The organism is Pusillimonas sp. ANT_WB101 (genome assembly GCF_008369125.1).
In the GTDB taxonomy this organism is placed as follows: Bacteria; Pseudomonadota; Gammaproteobacteria; order Burkholderiales; family Burkholderiaceae_B; genus Allopusillimonas.
The window spans coordinates 1,181,916-1,205,040 of record NZ_VOAY01000001.1 but is presented as its reverse complement, the minus strand read 5'-3'; the positions used below and the strand labels follow the sequence as shown (position 1 = coordinate 1,205,040).

Sequence of the window (23,125 nt, the reverse complement as noted above, 5' to 3'; positions counted from 1 at the left end):
ACAATCCTACCATGCAGATCGGTAACCGTTTTCGCTGCTATCCCACCCCAGTTCAACAGCGTAAGTTGTTGCAGTGGATTGGGTGCCAGCGGTTTATCTACAACGCCAAAGTAGGCGAAGACAGGTATTACCGTAACTTTGCGCGTAAGTCACTGAGCCATGTTGGAAAGTTCGCGCCCATCGATCAGCAATACAGCCAGTTCAAAAACCCAGAATTGACCCCCTGGCTCTATGAGGTGCCAAGCCAGCTGCTGCGCAATGGCGCGACCAAGTGGAAACAAGCCTACAGCCGGTTCTTCTCTGGTCTTGGTGGGCGCCCTACGATTCAAACAAGGCATGGTAAGCAGTCTGTGTGGCTCACCAACGAGTTGTTCAGCTTTGTGCCAGCCACTGACCCAGACACCGGAGAAGTGACCCATACTCTGCACATTGGCACAAAAAAACATCCAATCGGCGCTTTGGCCTTTGTCGCCCATCGCGGCTATCAGCCGCCATCCTCTATTCACCTGAGCGTGCACGCGCGTCGCTGGCATGTGTCGTTTAACTATGAGGATGGGGTAATCGCGCCTACCGAAGAGGAATCGGCTGAGTGGTTGCGCGGCTTTAGCGCGCCTGAGCTGGCCGCCATGACGCTGGGTTTAGATCGAGGCGTTAACATCCCTCTGGCGGGCAGCGACGGTCAGCAATTCGATTTTTCCGAGGTTCAAAAGAAACGGGTGGCCAAACAGATCAAGTACAAAAAGCGTTGGCAGCGTCGCCAGGCACGTCGGGTAAAAGGGTCTGGCCGCTGGAAAAAAGCCAAACAGCGTGTGGCCCGTTACCAACGCTATGGCGCTGACGTGCGCCGGGATTTTTGCCACCAAACCAGCCATGCCCTGGTGACCGATACGCGTTACAAGCTGTTTGTCTTCGAGGCGCTAAACGTCAAAAACATGACCGCCAGCGCCAAAGGGAGCATCAAAGCGCCGGGCAAGAATGTTCGCCAGAAGACGGGGCTCAATCGGTCCATCCTGGCTTCTGGCTGGGTCCAGATCAAGCTTTACACGCACTACAAAGCAAGGCGTGCAGGAAAATTAAGTATTGAGGTACCCGCGCATTACTCTTCGCAGGAGTGCAGCCAATGCGGCTTCACTCACCAGGACAACCGGCTCTCACAAGCGGTTTTTGTCTGCCAACGCTGCCACCACACCGATAACGCTGATACCAACGCCGCCAAGGTATTGGTTAAACGTGGCGTTTCGCTTATTTTGAGCGATGGTTTGGTCAAAAAGAGTGTCAAGCGCGTGGGGATTACTAAACAGAGAGTAAAAGAGGTAGGGGCGGGATGCTCCGAACCGGCTGGAGAGACTCAGCCTACGCTCGTGGAGATAGTGGTAAATCGTCAGGGTGGCAACACCCTGGCGTGCGTATCGTTGAAACGGGAAACCCCAGCTACAACGCTTGGCGTTTAGCTGCGGGAAATTTCATGAGCCGTTTCCCGCTCACGACTACCGCAGCTATCGTGAAGCACGTAACTACGGGCGCGTTCCCTTTGCATCGGGTGAAAACCATTACACCCGTTTTGAATTCAATTATTTACTCAAGGAAGAAACCGTCACCATTTGGCAGCCCGACTTATCCAAGAGTGGTGGCATTACTGAGGGGCTGCGTATCGCGGCCATGGGGTCTGCACAGAAAATACTGATCAACCCGCATAGCGCCATGTCAGGTATTAGCATGGCGGTCAGTATTCATTTTCTGGCTTCTATTGATAATGCCGGATACTTTGAAGCGGATGCCGCTAAAACCAATCTGTTGCGCGACCAGTTGGTTGAAACGCCTTATAGCGTCGACAAAGATGGTTGTGTACTGCCATTGAACAAGCCAGGTATCGGCGTTGAGGTAGATGAGGACTTTATCAAGGCTTACCCGGCAACAGATGGGCCTGCTTACGTGTGATGTGGTGAATCGTGTACCGCGCCGCGCCAAGCCTTAGCTTGCGCGGCGCGGTGTTATTTGATGGATTTGGTTTGGAGTTCAGGCATGAGCAATGATGTGGTATCGATAGTCAGAGACGATGAGGTTGCCATCGTTACGCTGAAACGTCCTGAGCGAATGAATGCCGTTAACGGGCAATTGCGGTCGCAGCTTACGCGTGCGCTTGGAGCACTGAATGATGCGCCCGATGTAGGTGCCATTGTTCTAACCGGCGACGGCGACCGCGCGTTCTGTGCCGGGCAAGACCTGATGGAATCGGCCGGAATGCGATGGGAAGATATCGTTACTTGGCTGCACGCGCAACGTGATATGTACCAGGCCGTTCGCAACCTCAACAAGCCTTGTGTTGCGGCCATCAACGGTGTCGCGGCAGGCGCCGGCTTTCAGCTGGCGTTATGCGCTGATATACGCGTGATTGCTCCTGAGACTCGTATCGGGCAGCCAGAGGTAAAGGCGGGGCTGGCCAGTATCGTCGGCTCATACTTGATGACCTTGTACGTAGGGCTTACACACAATGTAGCCATGTCGTTAACGGGCGACCTCATAACCGGACAACGCGCTTACGATATTGGGCTAGTGACGGAGCTTGCCGATGCCGATAAGGTGCTGTCAGTGGCCGTCAGCAAAGCGCATGAAATGGCGGCGTTACCGGCAACTGCGGTAAGGGTGTCGAAACAGCGTTTTCGCGAGATGACCCAGTCGGGTTTTGATGATGCGGTGCTTGCAGGGGTGAGGGCGCAGCTAGAGTGCTATGCCCAGGGTGAGCCGCAGCGGTTTGCGGAGAGGTTCTTGGGGCGGTCGGGGCGTTCTGCAGGCTAAGATGAGGCCGTGTCAGTTTGATCATGGCGTCTTTGTTTTGCGATCTTGATTTCAAGAGTTGGGAGGCTAGAAAACTGGTGACATTATCTGGTCATCGTGCCAGCAAATCCAACTCAAGTTTAACGAACTTGGTCGGGAATTCTAACCGGGCGTAATAAATGATGACACCGTTAGCGCAGGCAAAGCGGGTAACTTCCGCGACGCTTTCGCCTGGTCGCAAGAGCAAGACATTGGCTGACTCAAACCCTGCATTAATAATGGCCAGGTGCTGGCGAGATTCTGATATTTTCAGGCCAGGAACCCGCGCAATAACGGAAGCGGCCGCTTGTTTAAGAAAGGCTCGCTTGTGCTGTTTGAACAGTGCGTTATCAACATAGACCTCGCTGTAGCAGTACGGCACGCCGTCACTGCTGTGCAGTCGGCGTAGATGCTGATACGCTGGGGCCGGGGTACCTTTGCACACCATGTTGAATGCGGGCAGTTGTTTGACGGTGCGTTCTGACTCTACGAACCGATGTGTGCCCAACACATCGCTAAGCGCAACGGTTTCATCCCAGGATGTGGGTATATTCAATGAATATGCATCGTGTTTGCGTTTTTCTACAAATGTTCCCTTGCCCCGAACCCTGGATATCAACCCATCTGCTTCCAGTACACCCAGCGCATTTCGCAACGTCATGCGCGACACCTTGTACGTCTGCATGAGCTCTTCAAGTGGGGGGATTTGATGGCCAACCGGCCACACACCGACATCCAGGTTGCGTTGGAATTCGGTAGCCAGTTGCAGATATAGTGGCTGACGGCTGCGGCTCATGGCCGTTTGGCTGGAAGATGGGTCGGACATGTTCAGCCTTTTTGAAAAACTAGTGGGTGTTAGGCCCGCTTAAACGAGGTTAGTGGGTATTGAGCATCTCAATTGCCTGTTCTTGCAGCTTGCCGCGTTGGATTTTATTCGAGTTGGCGCTTTCTACAACAGGAAAGCTTTCGACTATGCCAACCATTACGGGCACTTTGAAGCCTGCCAGCTGTGCCTTGCAGTCAGAAATAATTCGCGCTTCCTGTATATGGTGGCCGGGTTTCGCAATCACGAATGCGACAGGCACGGTTTTGCCCTGATGCGGCACGCCTACCACTTGGCAGTTGGCCACGCCCTCTAGGCTTTCAATAAAGTTCTCGATCTCCAGCGGGTTAACCAGAAAGCCACTAAGACGCAGAAAGTCACCGCGTCGGGCGTGGAAAATAAAATGTTGATCGCTGGTCGTGTGGCCGAGGTCGCCGGTACGAAAGTAGCCTTGCGCATCAATGGCTTTGGTTGTCGCTTCTTGATTATCTAGATAGCCCTTCATGATGCTAGGCGTGCAGATTTCGATTTCACCCACCTCGCCATGAGGCAAGATCTCGTTTGTTTCGATGTCACGTGCCCGTACTCGTGCGTCAGGGGCTACGAGTTGGCCGCCTGGTTTTTGGCGTTCTGCCAGCGGGGCATCCAGCGGCTGGCCAGCTGTCAGGGCTTGCAGCTCACTGGATCCATACAGGCCTACCAGCTTGATGCCGGCGTGTTCGGCGCGTTGAGGCAAGTCTTCTAGCGAGGGTGCAAAGCTGGCAAAACCCGCTACTCTGAGGGAGGGGAAGGGCTTGTCTTTATTTTCGGCAGCGTCAAGAATGCGGTCGAGCAATTCGTTATTGGCAAACGTATGGGTAACGTGCATGTTCTGTATTTGCGCGGCGCACTCCGCAGGGCTAAGTATGGGTGACGACACTAATGGTGCCCCGACGGCCAGCCCGCTCAGCGCTGTCGAAAACCCGAACGCACCGCACATCGGCGCGCCAAGCAGTACGACATCGTCTTGCCCAATACCAAAGTAGCGTGCCACGTTGTGTCCGTGGCCAATTAACGTTTGTTGATCGTGGACCACGAGCTTAGATTGGGAGGTGGTACCTGAGGTTGTATAGACCAAGGCATAGGCATCGCCACCCGCCTGGGTGACGTCTTTCAATGCATCAGGCTGCGAGGGGGTTGAGTAGCTAAAGGATGGCACGCCTTGCACCAGTTGCGGGTTTTCTGACGCACCTGCAGTATCTACGCCGCCAACACTAGCCACGCCTTCTGAACCGCCTACTACCATGACTGCTTTCAGGCCTTTTAGCTGTGCAGGTTCTACCTCATTGAGTATCTGCTGGAAGGGCAGCCCCTTGAACGTGGGCCACATGACCAGCCATTGGCATTTTCCGCGGGCTATGAGGTCGCCAACCTCCCGGCTGCGAAAACGCGTATTCATGGATACAACCGTTACGCCCAAGCGGGCGCATGCCATGAAGGTAATCAACCACGCAGTGCAATTGGGTAACCACAACGCTAGTCGATCACCTGTGCGCACCCCTTGGGAAAAAAGCAGTCCGGCAACACGGTTAGACTCGGCAAGCAGCTCGCTGTAGAGCACTGGCTGATCGATGTCGTAAAAAGCGATAGCATCCGGGCGCTGTGCAACATGGTGTTCAAGAAGCGACTGAAAGTTCATGGCGTGGGGTTACTCAGGTGGTGGGTTTATACAGTGGCGATGGGTGTGACCGGAGACCCTACGGCACCCGGCAGGCGCAACGGTGGCGCGGTCAGCAGAAAGCGACTGCGTTGGTTTGCATTTAGCCATTCAGCCAGGTCGCGCAAGTACCATAGCTCGGCCAAAGGCAGGCCAAGCTTGAACAGGCAGTGATGATGCAAGGGCAGCAATGATTTCTTGTCGCCCTCAGTGCGAGCAGGGTAGGCCTCTACGGCATAGTTATCAGCACAGATGGCCACAATGCCACTTTGCGTGATCCAGTTTAATAATTGGGGGTCTGCACCATCGAGGACAGCACCTGAGTTGTGCAGTTTGTCGGCATCAGGATTGCCCCCCATCTCCATGATGGTCTCTGCAAAGCCGGTGCGCAGCACCAGCATGTCGCCTGCCTCTACCTCAATATTGTCTGACTTGAGGATAGCAGCAAGCTCTCGGTAACCGATGAGTGTGCGGCCGTGGCCAAAATGACGCACGAAATCGACCATTACTCCACGACCTTGCATACCCTTGACCGCGAAATTTTCAATGCCCAGTTTCTTGGCGCCGACGCTGGCGCCACCCTCGCAACAGTTTTCGCTTTCATCGTGCGGTGGCGCGTCTGCGATGTCTGGGCCAGCCTGATAACCGTTGTAATACACCTTGCGGGTTTGGCCATTGCCATCTACATCAAACTGGGCACCTACGTGTGCCAAGGCGTCCCATTGGGTGGAATACTGTAGAGATAACGTGACCTGGTCGTCACTTAAAACGTCAATAGACGCGGCGTCCAGGTTTTCCATGGGGAAATTCATGTACGGGATGTTGTCGCGCTCGGTAGCCGCCAGGCGTGGCGGCTTGCGGCGCGGGTTCAACACCATGCCACCAGGCAGATCGAGCGGTAACGAAAGGCAGAAAACTTTGCCCGCACGCACTTCACGCACGCCTTTCAGTACCTGCTCTTCGGTAAGCAGATTAAGGCGTCCTAGTTGATCATCGGGGCCAAAGTCGCCCCAGTTTGAGCCCTCGGGGCGATGTGTCCAGCGTGCCATGTGTGTCCCTTTTATCGTTGAAGTTTTAATAACTAGATTGGCATGAGGCCGTTAGGCGGCGCCTATGGTGATGCCGCCGCACACATAGTGCGTTTGGCCCGTTACAAAGCCACAGCGCTTGTCCATGAAATACGCGACGGCATGCGCGACATCTTCGGGCTGCCCGATTCGGCCCAGCGGGATGCCTGCCAGCAAATGCTTGGTGGCCTGGCTCTGCGTGTCATTGGCACTTTGGAAGAACTCAGTGGCGATCGGGCCGGGAGCAATCGCGTTCACCGTGATGCCATCGGGTGCGAGCTCTAGCGCCCAGGTGCGTGTCATACCCGTAATGCCAGCCTTGGTCGTGCTGTAAAGCGTGCGTGAGGGCTTTCCTAGCGCCGCGCGCGAACCGATATTGACGATGCGACCATTGCCCAGGGAGCGCATGCCAGGGAGCAATGCTTGTGCGCAAAGTATGTTTACTTCCAGGTTGAGCGCGACAGCTTTGTACAGATCTGCACTATTCAGATCCTCAAGACGCCCAGTGGGAACATAGCCCACGTTGTTGACCAGGCCGTAGTACGTTGATTGTGCGGCTATCTGCGCCATGGTTTCCTTAACAGCGTCGCGCTCTGCCAGGTCGACGATGTAGAAGGGCATGTCTTCAGGCCAATCTGCGGGGCGTGTACGGGCAATGCCCGTAACTGTATAACCGTCACTAATCAGACGTTGGCAGATGCTGCGACCAATGCCGCGACTGGCTCCTGTGACCAGGATGTTGGTTTGGTTTTTCATGGCGTGATCGACCTTGAGTGTGTGCTGGAAATAAGGATATGCGCTGGCTAGGATACGCCAGGAAAGGCAAAAAAAGATCAATAGTCTATAAATATAGCTTTTAGTCTATTATATGTTTTATAACTACTCAATAAACAGGAGACAAAAAAATGAAAGCTACAAAATCCAGTGCCACTCGTGGGCTGGCACTTGGCCTTGCCGGCGTATGTATAGCCGTAGTTTCGGCCCAGGCTGGTGCCAAGCAATTTCCTTCACAGCCCATTCAGTTGGTCGTGGGTTATGGTGCGGGCGGCGGTACGGATATGTGCTTTCGGGCGCTTGCCGTTGCGGCCAGTAAAGAGCTTGGTCAACAGATTGTCGTGGAGAACAAGCCGGGAGCAGGTTCTTCTCTTTCAATCGGCTATATTTCGCGCCAAAAGGCTGACGGCTACAACATTGCAGCGTTGTCTACCGGTGCAGTTCTTAACCAGTTTCTCGTGTCAAATATTGATTACGAGGTTATGAAAGACTTGACGCCTATTGCCATGGTTGCGCAATATCAGGTCGGTTTGCTGGTTCGCGCAGACTCACCGCTAAAGTCGCTGGCTGACATCATCAAGCTGGCTAAAGAAAAGCCTGATTCTGTGGCCTTCAGTACCGCAGGGGTTGGTACACCGCAGCATTTGACCATGGAAAAACTTGGCGAAGAGGTCGGTGCTAAGTGGGTGCATGTACCGTATAAAAGCGGCATTGAAGCGTCGACGGCTCTGGTGCGAGGTGATGTGGGTGTGATGGCGCAAACCGCTGAATGGGTACCCTTCGTGCGAGACGGGCGACTGCGTTTGCTGAACGTGTTTACTGAAGCGCGTATGGCAGGCTTTGAAGACGCGCCGACACTGGTGGAAGAAGGCTACGACCTAGTGGCCCCGAGCATCCTGGGCCTGGTTGGCCCCAAGGGCATGGACCCTACCGTTGTTGCCAAAATCGACCATGCTTTTAAAACTGCCATCGACACCGATCAGTTTCGCCAATGCGCGGACCAGTTTGGTTTAAAGACTGACTATAAAAACGCGGCTGACTTTACTCAGTATATTCAGAAGACGATTGATAAATGGGAGCCTGTTATCAAGAACCTTGATACTAAGTAGGGCATTTTTTGGGGCTCTGTGAATAGCGCTGACTATGCGGTTTGAAGCCAGATGGCACGGCGCATGGGGCAGGGCGTAGACACCTGAAACGACTACGGCAGGCTCAAGCAATGAGTCTGGAGTAGTCGTGTACTACCGGGGCCCAGAATCACCTGCATGCTAAGCACGCTAATCAATTGGATAAAGTGCACCCAGATCTACCACGGAGCCCGTGCAGGTGTCACCACACAGAAGCGTGAGCGCACCAAAGGCGTTAGAGAGAGGGAACCCCGAATTGCTCTGAACCAGCGACATGTTGAAAACGACAAAGAAAAACTAAATCTGAAAAACGTAGCCATTGTTAGCGGATACGGAACAATTATTTCGTATTTTGTGTATTTATCTGCTTGCTCACTTCTTTCATACTGAACCCGTCGAAACAAGGACTTAAACCAGGGCGAATCAATTGCCCACTTTATATCTCAACGGGATTCAATCATGAAAGTAGTTACCATCGCAGCTATCCTTGCCTTTTCTACAGTTGCTAGCGTTGCCAACGCAGAAATCAATACATCCACGACGCGCGCTCAAGTGGCGGTCGAGCTGCAAGCTGCCGCACAAGCGGGCCTTCTGCTGGGAGGCGAATCGTCGGTGTATCCGATGATTACTCACAGCTCAGACCAGAGCCGCGCTCAGGTTTTGGCCGAACTGGAAGCTGCCAAACAATCGGATGGCATCCTCCAAGGTGAGGCGTCCGTGTACCCAAGCATCACTCAAGGGTCTCACCTGAGCCGTGCTCAAGTACTGAAAGAATTAAAACAGTATGCGCGCACCGATTCGCCCGTTATTGAACACTAAATAGATTGTTAGGCTGCTTCCGGGAGCAGCCAGATTTTCTGCAGTGCTCCTATTGCGCAGGAAAATATTCAAATAAAGTGCGCTTGATCATCGGTCTTTATATTCAGAGACCAGTGCGCACTGCTCGCGTGGCCGCTCTGGTTTAGTTTTTAAAGCCAGAGCGGCCACGCGCATTATGAATAGATCAATATCCTGCAGTGTCTTTTTTTAGCGTTTCCCCACGCGCTTTTTGTACCTGCGCTACGCAGGCATTCTTCAGCAGCACCGCATCGCTAGCGGGGTTTACCATTTGGAAGCCTTGCTTGATTCGCATGGCGCACATGTCGCCGTCACCACAATAAATGCCTGTTGCAATCCCACGATCCGCAGCCTTTTTGCGGATGGTTTCAATAGCTTCGCCCGCTTCACCTTGAGGGTCGTTTCCGATGCCGCTGCCATAGCTAATGCTTAGGTCGTTAGGGCCAATAAATACGCCATCAATGCCGGGCACGCTTAGTATTTCGTCCAGGTTTTCAACCGCTTGCTTTGACTCGATCATGATGAAAACAAGTATTTCGTCATTGGCATGCTGAAAATAATCGGCGCCGCCGTACAAAAGGCCCCGTGGTGGCCCGAAAGAGCGCGTGCCTACGGGTGGATATCGGCAAGCGGAAACCACCATTTTGGCGATTTCAGGCGTGTCTACTTGAGGGCAGATTACGCCGTAGGCACCTGCATCCAGTAATCGCATGATTTGCACCGCCTCTGAGCCGCTTGGGCGCACCAGTGGCGTGGCATTGGTGGTGGAGACGGCCTGCAGCATGGTCAGTGCCTGTGCAAAATCAATCATGCCGTGCTGCAGGTCAATGGTTACGGCATCAAAGCCGCAGTTGGCGATTATCTCTGCCGAAAACGAGGAGGGGATGGCTGCCCATGCGTTGAGCGCTGTCTTGTTTGCTTTTAAAAGCTGCTTAAGTGTGTTTTTTCTCATTTTTTACTCTTGTTCGAAGGTGGCTGCACGGCGTCTGGCGCGTGTTCGTGTCACCCTCGTGGAAAATAGCCAACCTGTTAGTTGACGCGTATGCCCAGTTTCTGTGTTAAATCGCCCATTTCTTTGGAATCTTTTTGCCAGACCTGGTTCATTTCTTCGGGTGTGGACGCGATAATTTCGTATCCTAGTGCTTCAGTCGGTTTGCTGAACTCTGGATCCTTCAGAATGTCCCTTATTTCCGTGGACAAACGATTGATGATCTTCGGGTCCGTTCCATTGCGCATGACGAGACCCACCCAAATTACGTTGGTGAATCCGGGCACGCCAGCCTCTTCCATTGTCGGAACGTCAGGCAGTAGTGGCGAGCGTTTACTATCCGTGACTGCTAAAGCCCTCAACTTGCCTGACTTAACCAACCCAACAATAGATGGCAGGTTGTTGAACATAAGCGGAACCCGGCCGCCCATGATGTCGTTGAGCGACTCTGCACTACCTTTATAAGGAATGTGCAACATTTCAATGCCCGCTGCCGTTTTAAATTGCTCGCCTGCCAGATGCATACTGTTTCCAGTGCCCGCTGACGCGAAACTTAATTTATCGGGATTGGCTTTGCCGTCGGCGATCAGGTCTTGTACAGTCTGGTAGGTTGTGCTCTCGCCAACTACCAGTACATTGGGCATTTGATGGGTAATGACCAGGGGCACCATGTCCTTCAACGGATCGAAGTTGGCAACCGGATAAATATAAGGGTTCACTGCAAGGGTGCTACCTGAGCCGTAAAGAATCGTGTAACCATCAGCAGGTCTGTCTGCTGCGTATGCTGACCCCAAAATACCGTTTGCACCAGGGCGATTATCAACAATGACCGATTGCCCAAGACGCTTGCCTAGTTCTTGAGCGAGGCCGCGAGTGAAGCCATCTGCCGTTCCCCCTGGTGGGAATGGCACGACGATGGTGATCGGCTTTTGAGGATAAGCGTCAGCGTGAGCGGGCATGACAAACGCAGATGCTATTGTGCCCGCCATTAGCGCGATAGCCAGTAAAGACTTAGGTTTTGTTTTGATCATTGATGTCTCCTTACGAATCGTTCAGGTACCCGAATAACTCAAAAAAAATACGGTCATAGTCGATGCTCCGAACTTCTGGCGTAGATAAACGAAGTGGCTCATCAATGACTTGGTGCTGAAATGACCATTTAGGGGTATTTATGGATGCTCTCGGCCTGTGTTACCGGTAACATAGAGGGTATGCTAGAGCCTTTTAAAGAAAGCGCGCCATTAGGAAAAACCATGACACGCAGTAATTCTTTACGCGCATCGCGACGAAAAGCGGGTGCTTACACCATCCATGATGTTGCCGCTTTGGCAGGGGTTTCAGCCATAACGGTTTCGCGGTACTTCAATGCGCCCGAAAAGGTGTCGGAGGGGCTGCGTGTAAAACTGCGCGAGATCATAGATCGTATTGGTTATGTACCTAGCCAGGTGGCAGGTGGACTCGCATCCGGTCATGGCAGAGTTGTATGCGCCGTCATGCAAAATATTGCCAGCTCCACGTTTGCCGGCTTGGTCAAGGGTATGACCGATGAGCTTCGGGCTTCGGGGTTGCAGCTCTTACTTGCAAATGCACAGTATTCACGCGAACTCGAAGAGCAAGCCATCCGCACATTTGTGGGTTGGCATCCGACGGCACTTATTCTCACGCGCGATGATCACACGCCAGCCGCAGAGGCCATGTTGCGTGGACTTAATGTGCCCATTGTCGAAGCATGGGGCGTAGCGGAAGGGCGGCCTTTTCATCAGGTAGGGTTTCCTAACGTTGAAACGGGTGGTACGCTTGCCGAGCATTTTCTTGAGCAAGGTGCCACGCGTATTCAGTTTGTTATGCCGTCAAACCCTGAAGACTTTCGCGCGGAGCAGCGTGCGCGTGGTTTTGCCGAGCACATGAAGCGCGCTGGCTTTACACCGCACATACAGGTAGCCCAGCATGATGATGAGTTTGACGCCGGAGCCTTCTGTATCGCCTCGCTGGCCGCTCAAGCAAAAAGCACTCGCGCTCAAGCATTGATTTTTGCCAGTGACAATATGGCAGCAGGCGCCATTTTGCATGCCGAGGAATGCGGCCTCTCGTTGCCGCGTGACTGTGCCATAGCTGGGTTTGGTGACGCTGCGTTCGCTGCGCGCCTCAAGCCGGCACTTACTACGCTGCGGCCGGCGCGTTACGAAATAGGGCAACAAGCCGCTCGAACGGTATTGGCGTTGTTAGCTGCAGATCCTGCTGCGAAAGTGGAGATGATTCAAGAACTGTTGCCATGCGAGTTGCTGGTGCGTGAGAGCAGTTTGGTGCATCTTTAAAATTAGTCGAGAGAGCCTGTACCTCAAAAAATTATTTTGAAATCAGAGACTACAAAAGGAAGACCAGGTCTGATGCAGTTTGTAGATAACAATTTCGTGCCAGAGGGCATCAAGATCGACAGGCTTGATGTTTTTGTCTTTCGCTGCCCCGCAATTCCGCCGATCCAGACGTCTTTTGGAACCATGCATGATCGACCCGCAGTGCTAGTAAGGGTAAAAGACGAACACGGGACTGAAGGATGGGGAGAGATCTGGTGCAATTTCCCGACGGTTGGTGCAGAGCATCGCGCGCGGCTCACTCTCGCGTACGGTCGCCCTCTTATAGAGGGTAAAACATGGTTGCGTCCTGAGGATGCTTGGCATGAAATGTATTCCAGACTGCAGGTGCTCATGTTGCAGACGGGTGAGTCAGGACCATTGCATCAGATGATGGCAGGTATTGATACTGCGATTTGGGATTTGTTTGCACGCCGTGCTGAGCTACCGCTATGGCAGTATCTTGGCGGTGCGCCGGGTTCTGACAAGGTGCGTGTCTATGCATCCGGCATCAACCCCACTCAGCCAGAATTACTTGCAGTTGCCCGGCAAGAAGAGGGCTTTCGCGACTTTAAGCTTAAGGTCGGTTTTGGCTTGGAGCGCGATCTGGAAAACCTCAGTCGCATGCGCCAGGCATTGAGTGCCGAAGCTCGTCTAATGGTGGATGCAAACCAGGCCTGGAGCTTGGGAGAGGCGCAAAAGGCAGGCGATGTTTTGTCTGCTTTTGATCTGCTTTGGCTCGAAGAGCCGCTACGGGCCAATGCACCTATTGATCACTGGCTGGCACTTGCAAAGACATTGCCCATGCCACTTGCAGGCGGAGAAAATCTTGACAGTCAAGAACGTTTTCAGGCTTTCATCGACTCCGGCGCAATGTCAGTCATACAGCCCGATGTGGGCAAATGGGGCGGCATAACGGGTTGTTTGCAGGTGGCGCGCTCGGCTGTTCGATCAGGGCGTTGGTATTGTCCGCACTGGTTGGGAGCAGGGATTGGTCTTGCAGCGTCTATGCATTTGAAGGCGGCAGTTGGTGGGCCTGGATATGTAGAAATCGACGCCAACGCTAATCCCCTACGAGAAATGCTGGCACGGCCAGGGTTTCAGGTGACGGATGGGTGCGTGTGGCTTGGCACTGCACCTGGGCTTGGCGTAGTGCCCGATCTTCAAGCAGCGCGGAGATTTCGCGTAACTTCGGCGCCGATAAAGGATGATTGATCGTTTGGCGTTGAATGGGGATCTCCCACACATCACAGGACCGCTGCTATGCAGCAGTTTGCCATCCTTTACGAGGAGCGATTCACTCACGCTTATTCCTATCACGACCCAGAGTCACTGGGTCGTGATAGGCAGATCAATGGTTCATCTAAACCGCCTAAAGAATTCTGACACTCTCTTGTAGCTTGCTGCGTTAACAACAAGGACAAACAAAATCTGAAAAACGTTCCCATTGTTAGTGGACATGGAACAATTATTTCGCGTTTTGTGTATTTATCTGCTTGCTCACTTCTTTCATACTGAACCCGTCGAAACAAAGACTTAAACCAGGGCGAATCAATTGCCCACTTTATATCTCAACGGGATTCAATCATGAAAGTAGTTACCATCGCAGCTATCCTTGCCTTTTCTACAGTTGCTAGCGTTGCCAACGCAGAAATCAATACATCCACGACGCGCGCTCAAGTGGCGGCCGAGCTGCAAGCTGCCGCACAAGCGGGCCTTCTGCTGGGAGGTGAATCGTCGGTGTATCCGATGATTACTCACAGCTCAGACCAGAGCCGCGCTCAGGTTGTGGCCGAACTGGAAGCTGCCAAACAATCGGATGGCATCCTCCAGGGTGAGGCATCCGTATACCCCAGCATCACTCAAGGGTCTCACCTGAGCCGTGCTCAAGTGCTGAAAGAATTAAAACAGTATGCGCGCACCGATTCGCCCGTTATTGAACACTAAATAGATTGTTAGGCTGCTTCCGGGAGCAGCCAAATTTTCTGCAGTGCTCCTATTACGCAGCAGAGTATTCAAATGACGTGCGCTTGACCGTCGGTCTTCATATTCAAAGGCCGGTGCACATAGCTAGCGTGGCTGCTTTGGGTTTTTTACGCTGGTTGTCCATGTCTGCTCGCCAAACGCATGACGTTGCTAGAGCTGCTGCCATCACCACCTGTGGCTTCCATGAAGAGAGGATTGTTTCTACGTACGTTAAAGCGTACCATTGAGACCGCTTTGGAGACCTACAATGTCCAAAACCATGACTGCGAGCGAGGCACGGGCGAACCTGTACCGTCTTATAGACCAAACTGCCGAGTCCCATCAACCTATTCGAATCGCCGGCAAGCGCACGAGTGCCGTGCTGATTTCAGAGGCTGATTGGGACGCCATTCAAGAGACTCTGTATCTGGTTTCTGTGCCCGGTATGCGCGACTCAATCAGAGAAGGCATGGCGGAGCCCCTAGAAAAAAGCGCCAGGGAGCTTGATTGGTGACTTGGCAGGTTGTCTTCGCAAATGCTGCGCTCAAAGATGCGAAAAAAGTTGCTGCGGCCTGTTTAAAAACCAAAGTGCAAACGCTGATTGCGCTGCTAGAGGCTGATCCGTTTCAGAATTCACCGCCTTACGAAAAGCTGATCGGCGATCTTACCGGTGCGTATTCCCGGCGTATTAACATCCAGCGTCGGTTAGTGTATGAGGTGTTCGTTAAAGAACATGTTGTTCGTGTTTTGAGGATGTGGACGCATTACGAGTAACCGCCGGGAACACACGCTGATATATTCACCCAATGAATCAACACCCGCAATACCGGAACTTCACTCTTTATGGTTCCATGGGTACAGTGACCTTTCAACCTAAAAAAATCTAACACCCTACAAGGAGCATCTCTTGGCACGCATACCTTATGCCGATATCGGCAGTGAAGAGGCCCGCCCACTGGTGGAGCGCATAACAAAAGAGCGGGGCAGTGTTCTGCACCTGTATCAGATGTTGCTGCATAGCCCACCGATTGCAGAAGGCTGGCTAAATTACCTGACTGCTGTAAGGCAGAAGTCCAGCCTTAATGGCGCTATTCGTGAACTGGTGATTGTGCGCATTGCCCAGATTAACGGTGCGCCGTATGAGGCTGAGCAGCATATACCGATTGCGCTGAAAGAAGGGATAACCCAGCAGCAGATCGATGATCTTGAAACTTGGCAGACGTCTGATAGCTTCAATGAGGTTGAGCGGCGTGTGCTTGGGCTTGCAGAAGAAATGACCAGAAATGTGCAGGTCGACAAGAAGCTGGTGCAAGATTTAAGCGGTGACTTCTCTCATACCGAGCTGGTGGAGCTGGTCGCCACGATTGGGGCGTACAACATGGTTTCGCGGTTTCTGGAAGCGTTTGATATTCATAGTGATGATGCTAGGTGATGTTTATTAACGCGTGTTTTGTGGCTGAGCGCCAGCAGCGACGAGAGCCGTAGCGGCGCGGGGTAGGCTGCACAATGCGGCGCAGCAGCTAGTCGTGTCACTCAGCAGGTACTAGTGCCGCACGGTAGGCAGCAGTGCGTCGCAGAGGCTTGCAACGCCGCAAGGTCAGGATAGTGTCACGCAGTATGTAGCAGTGTCACACGGTAAGCAGCAGTGCCACGCAGCAGCTAAAAGCGCCGTACGCCAAGCGGCAGTGCCACTTGGCGGGCTGCAATGTCACGCAGCATGGAGTACGTTCTACAGTAAAGAGCGCTGTCCGGTATTACCCGACAGCGCTCTTTGGTTTTACTGAATCAAGCTTTTAACGGCGTCGCCAAACAGGGCTTTTTGCCCGGCAAGATACTCTTTGTACTCTTGCGGGTTTAGCAGTTTTACTTGTGCGCCCATTACTGCCAGGTTCTTGGCAATTTCTTCACCATATTTTTCGTCGACCTTTTTGGCCGCTTCATAAATGGTGTTTATCACTTCGGGCGGTGTGCCTGCGGGTGCCAAGATGCCGTAATAAGCCGGGCTGCCCATGTTGTAGCCCAGCTCTTTAAGGGTTGGCACGTCAGGGTAGGCCTTCAGCCGCGTTTCACCGAATACGGCTAGCGGCTTCAAGGTGCCTGCCTGAATATGCGCCTGTGCGGGTGCGATGGCGCTCGAGGCCATGTCTACGTGGCCGCCCAGCAAAGCAGTAATGGCTGGTGCACTTCCTTTGTAGGGGATGTGACGCCATTTAACACCGGCTTCGTTGGTAAACGCCTCGGCCAGCAAGTGCGTAATGCCCATTGCACCTGAACTGGTGAACGTGACTTCGTCTGGCTTGTCTTTAGAGTGTTTCACCAACTCGTCTATGGAGTTCCACCCCGAGCTGGACGACACCACCAGCATAAACCCACCCTCGGTGAAGGCAGCAATCGGCTCGAAATCGTCTGTGGAATATTTGACGTCTTTATTTGCAAGTGGCACGACGACGATGGAGCCTGGCGAGGTGCCGACCAGGGTGTAGCCGTCAGGGGCACTATTGGCAACCGACCCCGCGCCAATCGCGCCGCCCGCACCGGGCTTGTAGATCAGCATGACTTGCTGACCCAGAAACTCGTGCATGCGTTCCAGATAAGGGCGCAGCATGTTGTCAGTGTCACCAGGTTGAAAGGGGATGATGACTTGTATGGGTTTTGCAGGGAATTTATCAGCAGCCACGGTGGCTGATGTTGCGAATGTCGTCAGAGCAACGGCGCAAAGTGTGGTTATCCATTTGATTTTCATGAATGTCTCCTTCGTTGGTAAAGCTGTTTTTATAAACAAGTGGGTATGGGTTGGCTTGGCGCAGAGCGCAGCATTACCCATGGCGTGTTAATCACAGCGTGCGCTCATGCCTCCGTCAACAACGAGCTCTGTGCCTGTAATAAAGCGGGCTTCGTCTGAAGCCAGAAAAAGTGTGGCGTTGGCGGTGTCCAACCCGTCACCCATAAAGGGCAGGGGGATGCGCTTTTGCCTGCGTTTTAGTAGTTGAGCGGTATCGTTGCCTGACTGGGTTCGGGCCAGCACCTTGTCAACCAGCGGCGTGTACAGTTGACCGGGCACCACGGCGTTAACGCGTATGCCTTTTTTGGCCAACTCAACAGCCGCCACGCGGCCGTACTGTATTACGCCGGCTTTGGCGGCTGCGTAGCCGATTTGTGGGGCACCCGTCCAGCGTATGCCCGAGGTAGAGGCAATGTTGACGATGCAGCCACCACCTTGTGCGGCCATGACCGGGATCACCTGCTTGCTGACCATGAAAACGGTTTTTAGGTTTAGATCGATCTGCTGATCCCAGTCGGTTTCACTTAGGGCCTCGGCACCGCCCGGCAAGGGGCCACCAACGTTATTGACAAGGATGTCGACGGCGCCGTATTTCTCTTTACAGGCTTGAACCATAGCGATGACGGCGTCGGTATTGGTGATGTCGCATTCGTAGGGGCTGATGTCACCTTCAATGGCATGGATTTTGGCTTGTGTCTCTTCCATGGAGGCCAGGCTTCTGTCGACCGCAAAGACTTTGGCACCTTCTTGCGCGAAACGAAATGCGATGGCGCGTCCATTGCCCCATCCTGGGCCCACACAGCCTGCGCCTGTAACAATGGCCACCTTGCCGGCTAGCCTTTTGGCAGGTGGAACAGGTAGTTGCGTGGCTGGGGCGGGCAGTTGCGTGGCGGGAGTGAGGCCTTGTTGCGCGGCACTTTCTCCATCATGCTCTGCACTGTTTTGGCTTGGGTCGTGTGTATTCATGGTGTGGCCTGGTTCGTGGAAGGTGGCGCAGTGCGCTCGTTACATGCGCGTGTTTAACGTGTGGCGGCGGTAATGCCGCCATCCACAATAATTTCTTGGGCGGTGATGTATTTGCTTTCATCGCTGGCAAGAAAAAGCACGGCGTTGGCGATATCCCATGCGTCACCCATGTGGCCCATGGGTACCTGCTTGTGGCGGTGTGCAACAAAACCTTCAAAGTCGCCCTTGACATACTTGTCGGCCAGGCGGCTGACGAGTGGCGTGAACATGAGCCCTGGCACAACGCAGTTAAGCCGTATGCCTTTAGGCGCATAAATTACGGCGGTGGTGCGGGTAAGCTGCATGAGAGCCGCTTTACCTGCAGCGTAGGCTACCTGCGGTTTGCCCACGTAACGTAGCCCCGCAATGGATGACACATTAACAACGGCACCAGTGCCTTGGCTTTCCATAATGGGCAGTACGTGCTTGCAGGTCAGGTAGGCAGATTTAACGTTAACGTCCATCTGCTCGTCCCAGGTATCTTCGTCCATTTCAACCGGGCCGCCGGGTTCTGATCGACCCACGTTGTTAATAAGAATGTCTATACGGCCGTAGCGTTCCATGCAGGCGTCAACCATTTCTTTTACATGGTTGGCATCTGTGGCGTTGCCAATCATGCCTTCCATGGTGCCGCCTTCATCGCGGATTATTTTCTTTGTATTTTCGAGCGCTACTGCGTTTAGGTCTGTACCGAATACGCGTGCGCCTTGTCTGGCGAGCAGCACAGCGATGGCCTGGCCGTTACCCCAGCCTTCACCTTTGGAGCCACAACCGGTGACGATGGCTACTTTGTTGTCTAATCTGAGCATGCGTATCCTTTGTTTGTTGCACGTGACTGCTTAGCCAACTATGGTAGGCGGTGTTCTGCGGTGCGGGAAATTCTATTTTTCACATGATTAATAGGTAATTGGAATGAATCTAACCCCTCGGGAATTAAGGGTTTTTATTTCCCTGGCACGATCGTTAAATTTTGGTTTGACGGCAGAGCAGTTTTTTGTGACGCAGCCGACAATGAGCAAGATGATCCGCAGTCTTGAGGACAAATTGGGCGTCAAACTCTTTGAGCGCACCACTCGCAGTGTTTCGCTTACCTCAGACGGGCGCGATCTACTCGAGGTTGCATCACGAGTCGTGGATGACTTTGAAGTTGGGGTAACAGAGCTGGAGGAAGTGGCGCGGCGTGGCTCACAACGTCTGTCTATCGCGGCTTTGCCGTCTTTGGCGGCGGCGCTGTTGCCGGATCTGGTCGCGCATCTGCGGCAAGAGCAGCCTTCATCGATTATTAAGATTCATGACGTGATCAATGACGCTGCCATAGACTTGCTGCGCTTGCGCAAAGTGGACTTCGCGCTGTCTGGGTTGGACGTGGTGTATCGCGATTTGTCTTACATCGAGATTATGCGCGAGCCTTTTGTGCTGCTGGCTTCAAGGGCGTTTCCGGTTGAGCTGCGTGGGGCAGAGTGGTGCGCGCATGAGCTGGCCGAGCTGCCCATGATTTCGATGCCGCGCGGCACGGGCACGCGCATGTATGTGGATATGGCATTTATGAAGCGCGGCGTGCCGTTTCGTCCCTTGCTCGAAATTCAAGGCCTGCCCACCATTGGTAAGTTCGTGCAAAAGGGCTGCGGGGTGGCAATTTTGCCGCTGTCGGCGGCCCACATGGTGCTAGAGGCTGACCTGTACACCATCCCCCTAAAGGGCGGCCCCGAGCGCACAATTGGCGTAATCACGCGGCACGAATCAGGCTTGTCAGAGTTTGCCGTAAAGGCGATTGAGTGGATTAGTGAGTTTGCGTTGAGTCATTTGGGGAAGGGAGGGTGAGGGGCTTTGTGGATGGATTATATGTGTTGCAGCTAAACTGGACTGAATTAAGGAGATGAACCGTGCCCAGGTTTGTAACGATCGGATATGGAGACCAAGAAGGTTACGACCGTACCGGAGTCGCCATCCGGGACGCGGCCCATTGCACGACGAGAAATTGCAGAAAGACGGAACACTGGTTGCGACCAACAAAGGAGATCGCTGGTTTTTCGTATTTGGCTTCGCCAAGAATGCTAGAGCCAACATCAGCGATTCCGAATTGGAAGCTTTGCAAAGCTTGGCCAGTGATCTACTGCAACTGACGCAAATTCAATTGAAATAAGCTATCCGTGATGGATCAATACAGGAGATCTGCTATGACAACCAAAACTAAAGTGAAGAGTCCTATTCTGGTTGCCGTACATGACACTGCCAGCGACTTGCATCGCCAAGGTTTCATCACCAAACGCCAGATGAATCAATACGATGCACTCTGCTTGGATCCGATTCCGCCCTATGACAGTGAAGAAATCCGTGCCATGCGTGAAAAGCTGAAGCTCAGCCAAACAGTACTGGCATCGGTGCTCAATACCAGCGTATCAACCATTCGCAAATGGGAGCAAGGGGATAAACACCCTAGTGGTCCTTCGCTCAAACTGTTGAATTTATTGGATCGCAAAGGGTTGGAGGCGATTCTTTGAGAAGTAGGCTATCAACAAAAGACTTATGCTGACCAAACATGGCCTGAGCGCACTTGATAAACATGACCTTCTTTAAACGCGCCGCCCGCTGACCTCGCGTGCGCACGGAATAATAATTGTCACACAGCTTAACGGGGCCATTTAGGCTATGCAAGCCGCCATAATTGAGCGTGTGCGCTGACGTTCGTGGCGACCCTCGGTGCTACTCAGGCGTTATTAAAAACCGCCTTACGCTTTTCAATAAAAGCCTTTATGCCTTCGTGCGAGGCCGCTTCGCCGCCAGAAGCAACCATGTAGCGACGCTCGGCGTCCAGGTGTTTTTCAAATGAAAGCTTGCCGGCGCTGTCGACCAGAAACTTGGTGCGTTGCATGACGTGCTTGGGCGCAGCGGCAAGTTGTTTGGCCAGGGCAGTGGCTTCATCCAGCAGTTGCTCCGCAGGGTAGACAGCATCCACAATGCCTTTCTGCAGGCAGGCTTGGGCATCAAGCGGCGTATTCATAAAAAATAATTGTTTGGCGTACACCGTGCCTGTTCGTTTTGCCAGAAACCATGAGCTTCCGGCATCGGGTGTTAGGCCTATGGCTGAATACCCGCAACGCAGCTTCATGGTGTCGGAGGCGAGGACGAAGTCAGCGCACAATGCAATGCCTATGCCACCGCCACCCACCGGGCCGTTAATTGCAGAAACCACAGGCAAGCCCGACGTTTGCAGGCGCACCAGCGCCTTGTTCAATGGCACGAGCAAGTTATCCAGAAGTTCGGCAAGTTCATCCAGCCTTGTTTCAAACATGCGAATGTCGCCGCCAGCGCAGAAGGTTTTCCCGATGGCGCGCAGCAACACGACGCGTGTACCAGTGTCGTCGCAGGCCTGGTTGATGGCAGCAGCCAGGGCATTGATGGTTGCGTCATCAAGTGCGTTGGCTTGGTCAGGCCGGTTTAGCGTGATGTGGGCCACGCCGTCTTCCAGTTTGGACAAAACGGGGGCATTGACGGCGTCAGCCGTCGTGTCTGTAGTTGTGTTGCTCATTGTTCTTTTCCGTAAAAGGGCAGCGATACGCTTCATGCTTGGGTAAATTGAAGCACGTTTCTTGAATGCCCGTGGGGTATCAATTTCTGGGGTTACGGTATCACGTAAACGTTTTGCTCCGGAGAGGCTTGGTTTGCCACCCGAATGATGACCCATGGATAGTTGCCGGAGGCAAACTGCACATTCATCATGCACCTTGCCATACGCCCATTCCGTTATGGTGTTACTAGTTCATGATGCTATGGAGTTATTAGTTTATCCTGTACAGTTTGCGTTAATATTCAACAAAATCAATAACCTATAAAAGATGATAAATTCCATTTGTGATGGCTTTTCAGTCGTGTTGTCGTGTTTGAACGGGCGTGCTCCGATCCCGGCCGGCATTGTTGTTTTACACTTGTAAATTACCTTGGCTAGAAGCCCGCTTGTCGCAGCAAGCAGGTTTTGTGACATGTGATCGTTGCCGGTGCGATGGCGGCAGGTGTCGCCCAGAATTAATTCAACTGTCTTGAGGTTTCAATGATTGTCATCAACGACCAGATTACGGTCTCGAATTCAGCGCCGTTTGTGTTGTTTGGCGGTATTAACGTGCTTGAGTCGCGTGATCTGGCATTGCGTAGCTGCGCCGAGTACGTGCGCGTAACGCAAAAGCTGGGCATACCCTATGTGTTCAAGGCCAGCTTTGACAAAGCCAATCGGTCGTCCATCCACTCTTATCGCGGCCCTGGGCTGGAAGAGGGCATGAGGATGTTTGAGGCGGTTAAGGCAGAGTTTGGTGTGCCGGTGATTACCGATGTACATGAAACCTGGCAGGCCGCACCGGTGGCCGAAGTGGCTGATGTGCTGCAGCTGCCGGCCTTTTTGGCGCGACAAACTGATTTGGTGACGGCGCTGGCCAAAACTGGCAAGGTTATCAACATTAAGAAGCCGCAGTTTCTTAGCCCGACACAGGTTGGCAATATTGTTGAAAAGTTTAAAGAGTCTGGCAATGACCAGCTCATACTTTGCGACCGCGGCACCTGCTTTGGCTATGACAACCTGGTGGTGGATATGCTGGGTTTTGGCGTCATGAAGCAGGCGTGCAATGATTTGCCGGTTATTTTTGACGTTACGCACGCGCTGCAGCAACGCGACCCGTCAGGCGCAGCCTCGGGCGGGCGTCGTCAGCAGGTGGTTGATTTGGCCAGGGCAGGGCTGGCAGTGGGCTTGGCAGGTTTGTTCCTGGAGGCCCACCCCGACCCCGACAACGCCAAGTGCGATGGCCCCAGTGCTTTGCCGCTAGATCAGCTTGAGCCGTTTTTAACGCAGTTAAAGGCGCTGGATGATGTGGTGAAGTCGTTTGCGCCAATTCATATTGCGTAAGGGCT

General features: G+C 53.2%; 25 protein-coding genes. 15 read left to right on the top strand and 10 right to left on the bottom strand.

What is annotated here, in order from left to right; genetic code table 11:
- Positions 1-11: 11 nt before the first annotated feature.
- The 3 genes from FQ179_RS05535 to FQ179_RS05525 all read left to right on the top strand — a co-directional run bounded on the left by FQ179_RS05535 (position 12) and on the right by FQ179_RS05525 (position 2,796).
- Entirely contained in the window at positions 12-1,451 is a 1,440-nt protein-coding gene (locus FQ179_RS05535; RefSeq protein ID WP_149396236.1) for an RNA-guided endonuclease TnpB family protein, read from the top strand.
- Complete coding sequence (locus FQ179_RS05530; protein ID WP_255474840.1) at positions 1,441-1,938, top strand: enolase C-terminal domain-like protein; 498 nt, start codon at positions 1,441-1,443, stop codon at positions 1,936-1,938. The genes FQ179_RS05535 and FQ179_RS05530 overlap by 11 nt, the downstream gene beginning before the upstream one ends.
- An 84-nt stretch (positions 1,939-2,022) precedes the next feature.
- The gene (locus FQ179_RS05525) at positions 2,023-2,796 is read left to right on the top strand and encodes an enoyl-CoA hydratase/isomerase family protein (protein WP_149396235.1); all 774 of its coding nucleotides are present in this window, start codon (positions 2,023-2,025) and stop codon (positions 2,794-2,796) included.
- A 91-nt stretch (positions 2,797-2,887) separates the two neighbouring features.
- On the opposite strand, the gene FQ179_RS05520 is transcribed toward FQ179_RS05525, so the two are convergent.
- From FQ179_RS05520 to FQ179_RS05505, 4 genes are read right to left on the bottom strand one after another with little or no spacing between them, the layout of a single operon-like run.
- Entirely contained in the window at positions 2,888-3,640 is a 753-nt protein-coding gene (locus tag FQ179_RS05520; protein WP_149396234.1) for a GntR family transcriptional regulator, read from the bottom strand.
- A gap of 49 nt (positions 3,641-3,689) precedes the next feature.
- Complete coding sequence (locus tag FQ179_RS05515; RefSeq protein WP_149396233.1) at positions 3,690-5,315, bottom strand: AMP-binding protein; 1,626 nt, start codon at positions 5,313-5,315, stop codon at positions 3,690-3,692.
- 26 nt (positions 5,316-5,341) lie between these two features.
- Positions 5,342-6,382, bottom strand: coding sequence for a cyclase family protein (locus FQ179_RS05510; protein ID WP_149396232.1), 1,041 nt, complete (start codon positions 6,380-6,382; stop codon positions 5,342-5,344).
- 51 nt (positions 6,383-6,433) lie between these two features.
- Entirely contained in the window at positions 6,434-7,156 is a 723-nt protein-coding gene (locus tag FQ179_RS05505; protein ID WP_149396231.1) for an SDR family oxidoreductase, read from the bottom strand.
- A gap of 149 nt (positions 7,157-7,305) precedes the next feature.
- On the opposite strand from FQ179_RS05505, the gene FQ179_RS05500 reads away from it, so the two are divergent.
- Positions 7,306-8,283: a tripartite tricarboxylate transporter substrate binding protein gene (locus tag FQ179_RS05500; protein ID WP_149396230.1), complete on the top strand. Its 978-nt coding sequence runs from the start codon at positions 7,306-7,308 to the stop codon at positions 8,281-8,283.
- Positions 8,284-8,760: 477 nt separating this feature from the next.
- Positions 8,761-9,120 (top strand): DUF4148 domain-containing protein, encoded by a 360-nt coding sequence (locus FQ179_RS05495; protein WP_149396229.1) that lies wholly within the window; start codon positions 8,761-8,763, stop codon positions 9,118-9,120.
- A 184-nt stretch (positions 9,121-9,304) separates the two neighbouring features.
- Here the strand turns inward: FQ179_RS05495 and FQ179_RS05490 are convergent, their stop codons facing one another.
- Complete coding sequence (locus FQ179_RS05490; protein WP_149396228.1) at positions 9,305-10,090, bottom strand: HpcH/HpaI aldolase/citrate lyase family protein; 786 nt, start codon at positions 10,088-10,090, stop codon at positions 9,305-9,307.
- A gap of 77 nt (positions 10,091-10,167) precedes the next feature.
- Positions 10,168-11,157, bottom strand: a complete 990-nt coding sequence (locus FQ179_RS05485; protein ID WP_149396227.1) for a tripartite tricarboxylate transporter substrate binding protein — start codon at positions 11,155-11,157, stop codon at positions 10,168-10,170.
- Between the two features lie 222 nt (positions 11,158-11,379).
- Between FQ179_RS05485 and FQ179_RS05480 the strand changes: the two genes are divergently transcribed.
- The 6 genes from FQ179_RS05480 to FQ179_RS05455 all read left to right on the top strand — a co-directional run bounded on the left by FQ179_RS05480 (position 11,380) and on the right by FQ179_RS05455 (position 15,874).
- On the top strand, positions 11,380-12,441 hold the full coding sequence (locus FQ179_RS05480; protein ID WP_188074504.1) for a LacI family DNA-binding transcriptional regulator: 1,062 nt from the start codon (positions 11,380-11,382) through the stop codon (positions 12,439-12,441).
- Between the two features lie 72 nt (positions 12,442-12,513).
- On the top strand, positions 12,514-13,692 hold the full coding sequence (locus tag FQ179_RS05475) for a mandelate racemase/muconate lactonizing enzyme family protein (protein WP_149396225.1): 1,179 nt from the start codon (positions 12,514-12,516) through the stop codon (positions 13,690-13,692).
- A gap of 372 nt (positions 13,693-14,064) precedes the next feature.
- Positions 14,065-14,424 carry a DUF4148 domain-containing protein gene (locus FQ179_RS05470; RefSeq protein ID WP_149396224.1) on the top strand — a complete coding sequence of 120 codons (360 nt, stop codon included), beginning with the start codon at positions 14,065-14,067 and terminating at the stop codon, positions 14,422-14,424.
- A gap of 286 nt (positions 14,425-14,710) precedes the next feature.
- Positions 14,711-14,956 (top strand): type II toxin-antitoxin system Phd/YefM family antitoxin, encoded by a 246-nt coding sequence (locus FQ179_RS05465; RefSeq protein ID WP_149396223.1) that lies wholly within the window; start codon positions 14,711-14,713, stop codon positions 14,954-14,956.
- Positions 14,953-15,216 (top strand): Txe/YoeB family addiction module toxin, encoded by a 264-nt coding sequence (locus tag FQ179_RS05460; RefSeq protein ID WP_149396222.1) that lies wholly within the window; start codon positions 14,953-14,955, stop codon positions 15,214-15,216. Before FQ179_RS05465 ends, FQ179_RS05460 begins: the two co-directional genes overlap by 4 nt.
- Positions 15,217-15,349: 133 nt before the next feature.
- A complete protein-coding gene (locus tag FQ179_RS05455) occupies positions 15,350-15,874 on the top strand; it encodes a carboxymuconolactone decarboxylase family protein (RefSeq protein ID WP_149396221.1) in 525 nt (174 codons plus the stop codon).
- A 345-nt stretch (positions 15,875-16,219) separates the two neighbouring features.
- Here FQ179_RS05455 and FQ179_RS05450 read toward each other — a convergent pair whose 3' ends face one another.
- The 3 genes from FQ179_RS05450 to FQ179_RS05440 form a co-directional block, all read right to left on the bottom strand.
- Positions 16,220-17,185, bottom strand: coding sequence for a tripartite tricarboxylate transporter substrate binding protein (locus FQ179_RS05450; RefSeq protein ID WP_149396220.1), 966 nt, complete (start codon positions 17,183-17,185; stop codon positions 16,220-16,222).
- An 87-nt stretch (positions 17,186-17,272) separates the two neighbouring features.
- Positions 17,273-18,190, bottom strand: a complete 918-nt coding sequence (locus FQ179_RS05445; RefSeq protein WP_149396219.1) for an SDR family NAD(P)-dependent oxidoreductase — start codon at positions 18,188-18,190, stop codon at positions 17,273-17,275.
- Between the two features lie 53 nt (positions 18,191-18,243).
- Positions 18,244-19,038: an SDR family NAD(P)-dependent oxidoreductase gene (locus tag FQ179_RS05440; protein WP_149396218.1), complete on the bottom strand. Its 795-nt coding sequence runs from the start codon at positions 19,036-19,038 to the stop codon at positions 18,244-18,246.
- 103 nt (positions 19,039-19,141) lie between these two features.
- Between FQ179_RS05440 and FQ179_RS05435 the strand changes: the two genes are divergently transcribed.
- The 3 genes from FQ179_RS05435 (at position 19,142) to FQ179_RS05425 (ending at position 20,730) form a co-directional block, all read left to right on the top strand.
- On the top strand, positions 19,142-20,050 hold the full coding sequence (locus tag FQ179_RS05435) for a LysR family transcriptional regulator (protein WP_149396217.1): 909 nt from the start codon (positions 19,142-19,144) through the stop codon (positions 20,048-20,050).
- Positions 20,051-20,192: 142 nt separating this feature from the next.
- Complete coding sequence (locus tag FQ179_RS05430; RefSeq protein ID WP_370459838.1) at positions 20,193-20,372, top strand: type II toxin-antitoxin system RelE/ParE family toxin; 180 nt, start codon at positions 20,193-20,195, stop codon at positions 20,370-20,372.
- Positions 20,373-20,406: 34 nt separating this feature from the next.
- Positions 20,407-20,730, top strand: coding sequence for a DNA-binding transcriptional regulator (locus tag FQ179_RS05425; RefSeq protein ID WP_149396215.1), 324 nt, complete (start codon positions 20,407-20,409; stop codon positions 20,728-20,730).
- 206 nt (positions 20,731-20,936) lie between these two features.
- Here the strand turns inward: FQ179_RS05425 and FQ179_RS05420 are convergent, their stop codons facing one another.
- Complete coding sequence (locus FQ179_RS05420; RefSeq protein ID WP_149396214.1) at positions 20,937-21,758, bottom strand: enoyl-CoA hydratase/isomerase family protein; 822 nt, start codon at positions 21,756-21,758, stop codon at positions 20,937-20,939.
- A 519-nt stretch (positions 21,759-22,277) separates the two neighbouring features.
- On the opposite strand from FQ179_RS05420, the gene kdsA reads away from it, so the two are divergent.
- Positions 22,278-23,120: a 3-deoxy-8-phosphooctulonate synthase gene (gene kdsA, locus FQ179_RS05415; protein ID WP_149396213.1), complete on the top strand. Its 843-nt coding sequence runs from the start codon at positions 22,278-22,280 to the stop codon at positions 23,118-23,120.
- Positions 23,121-23,125: the final 5 nt, after the last annotated feature.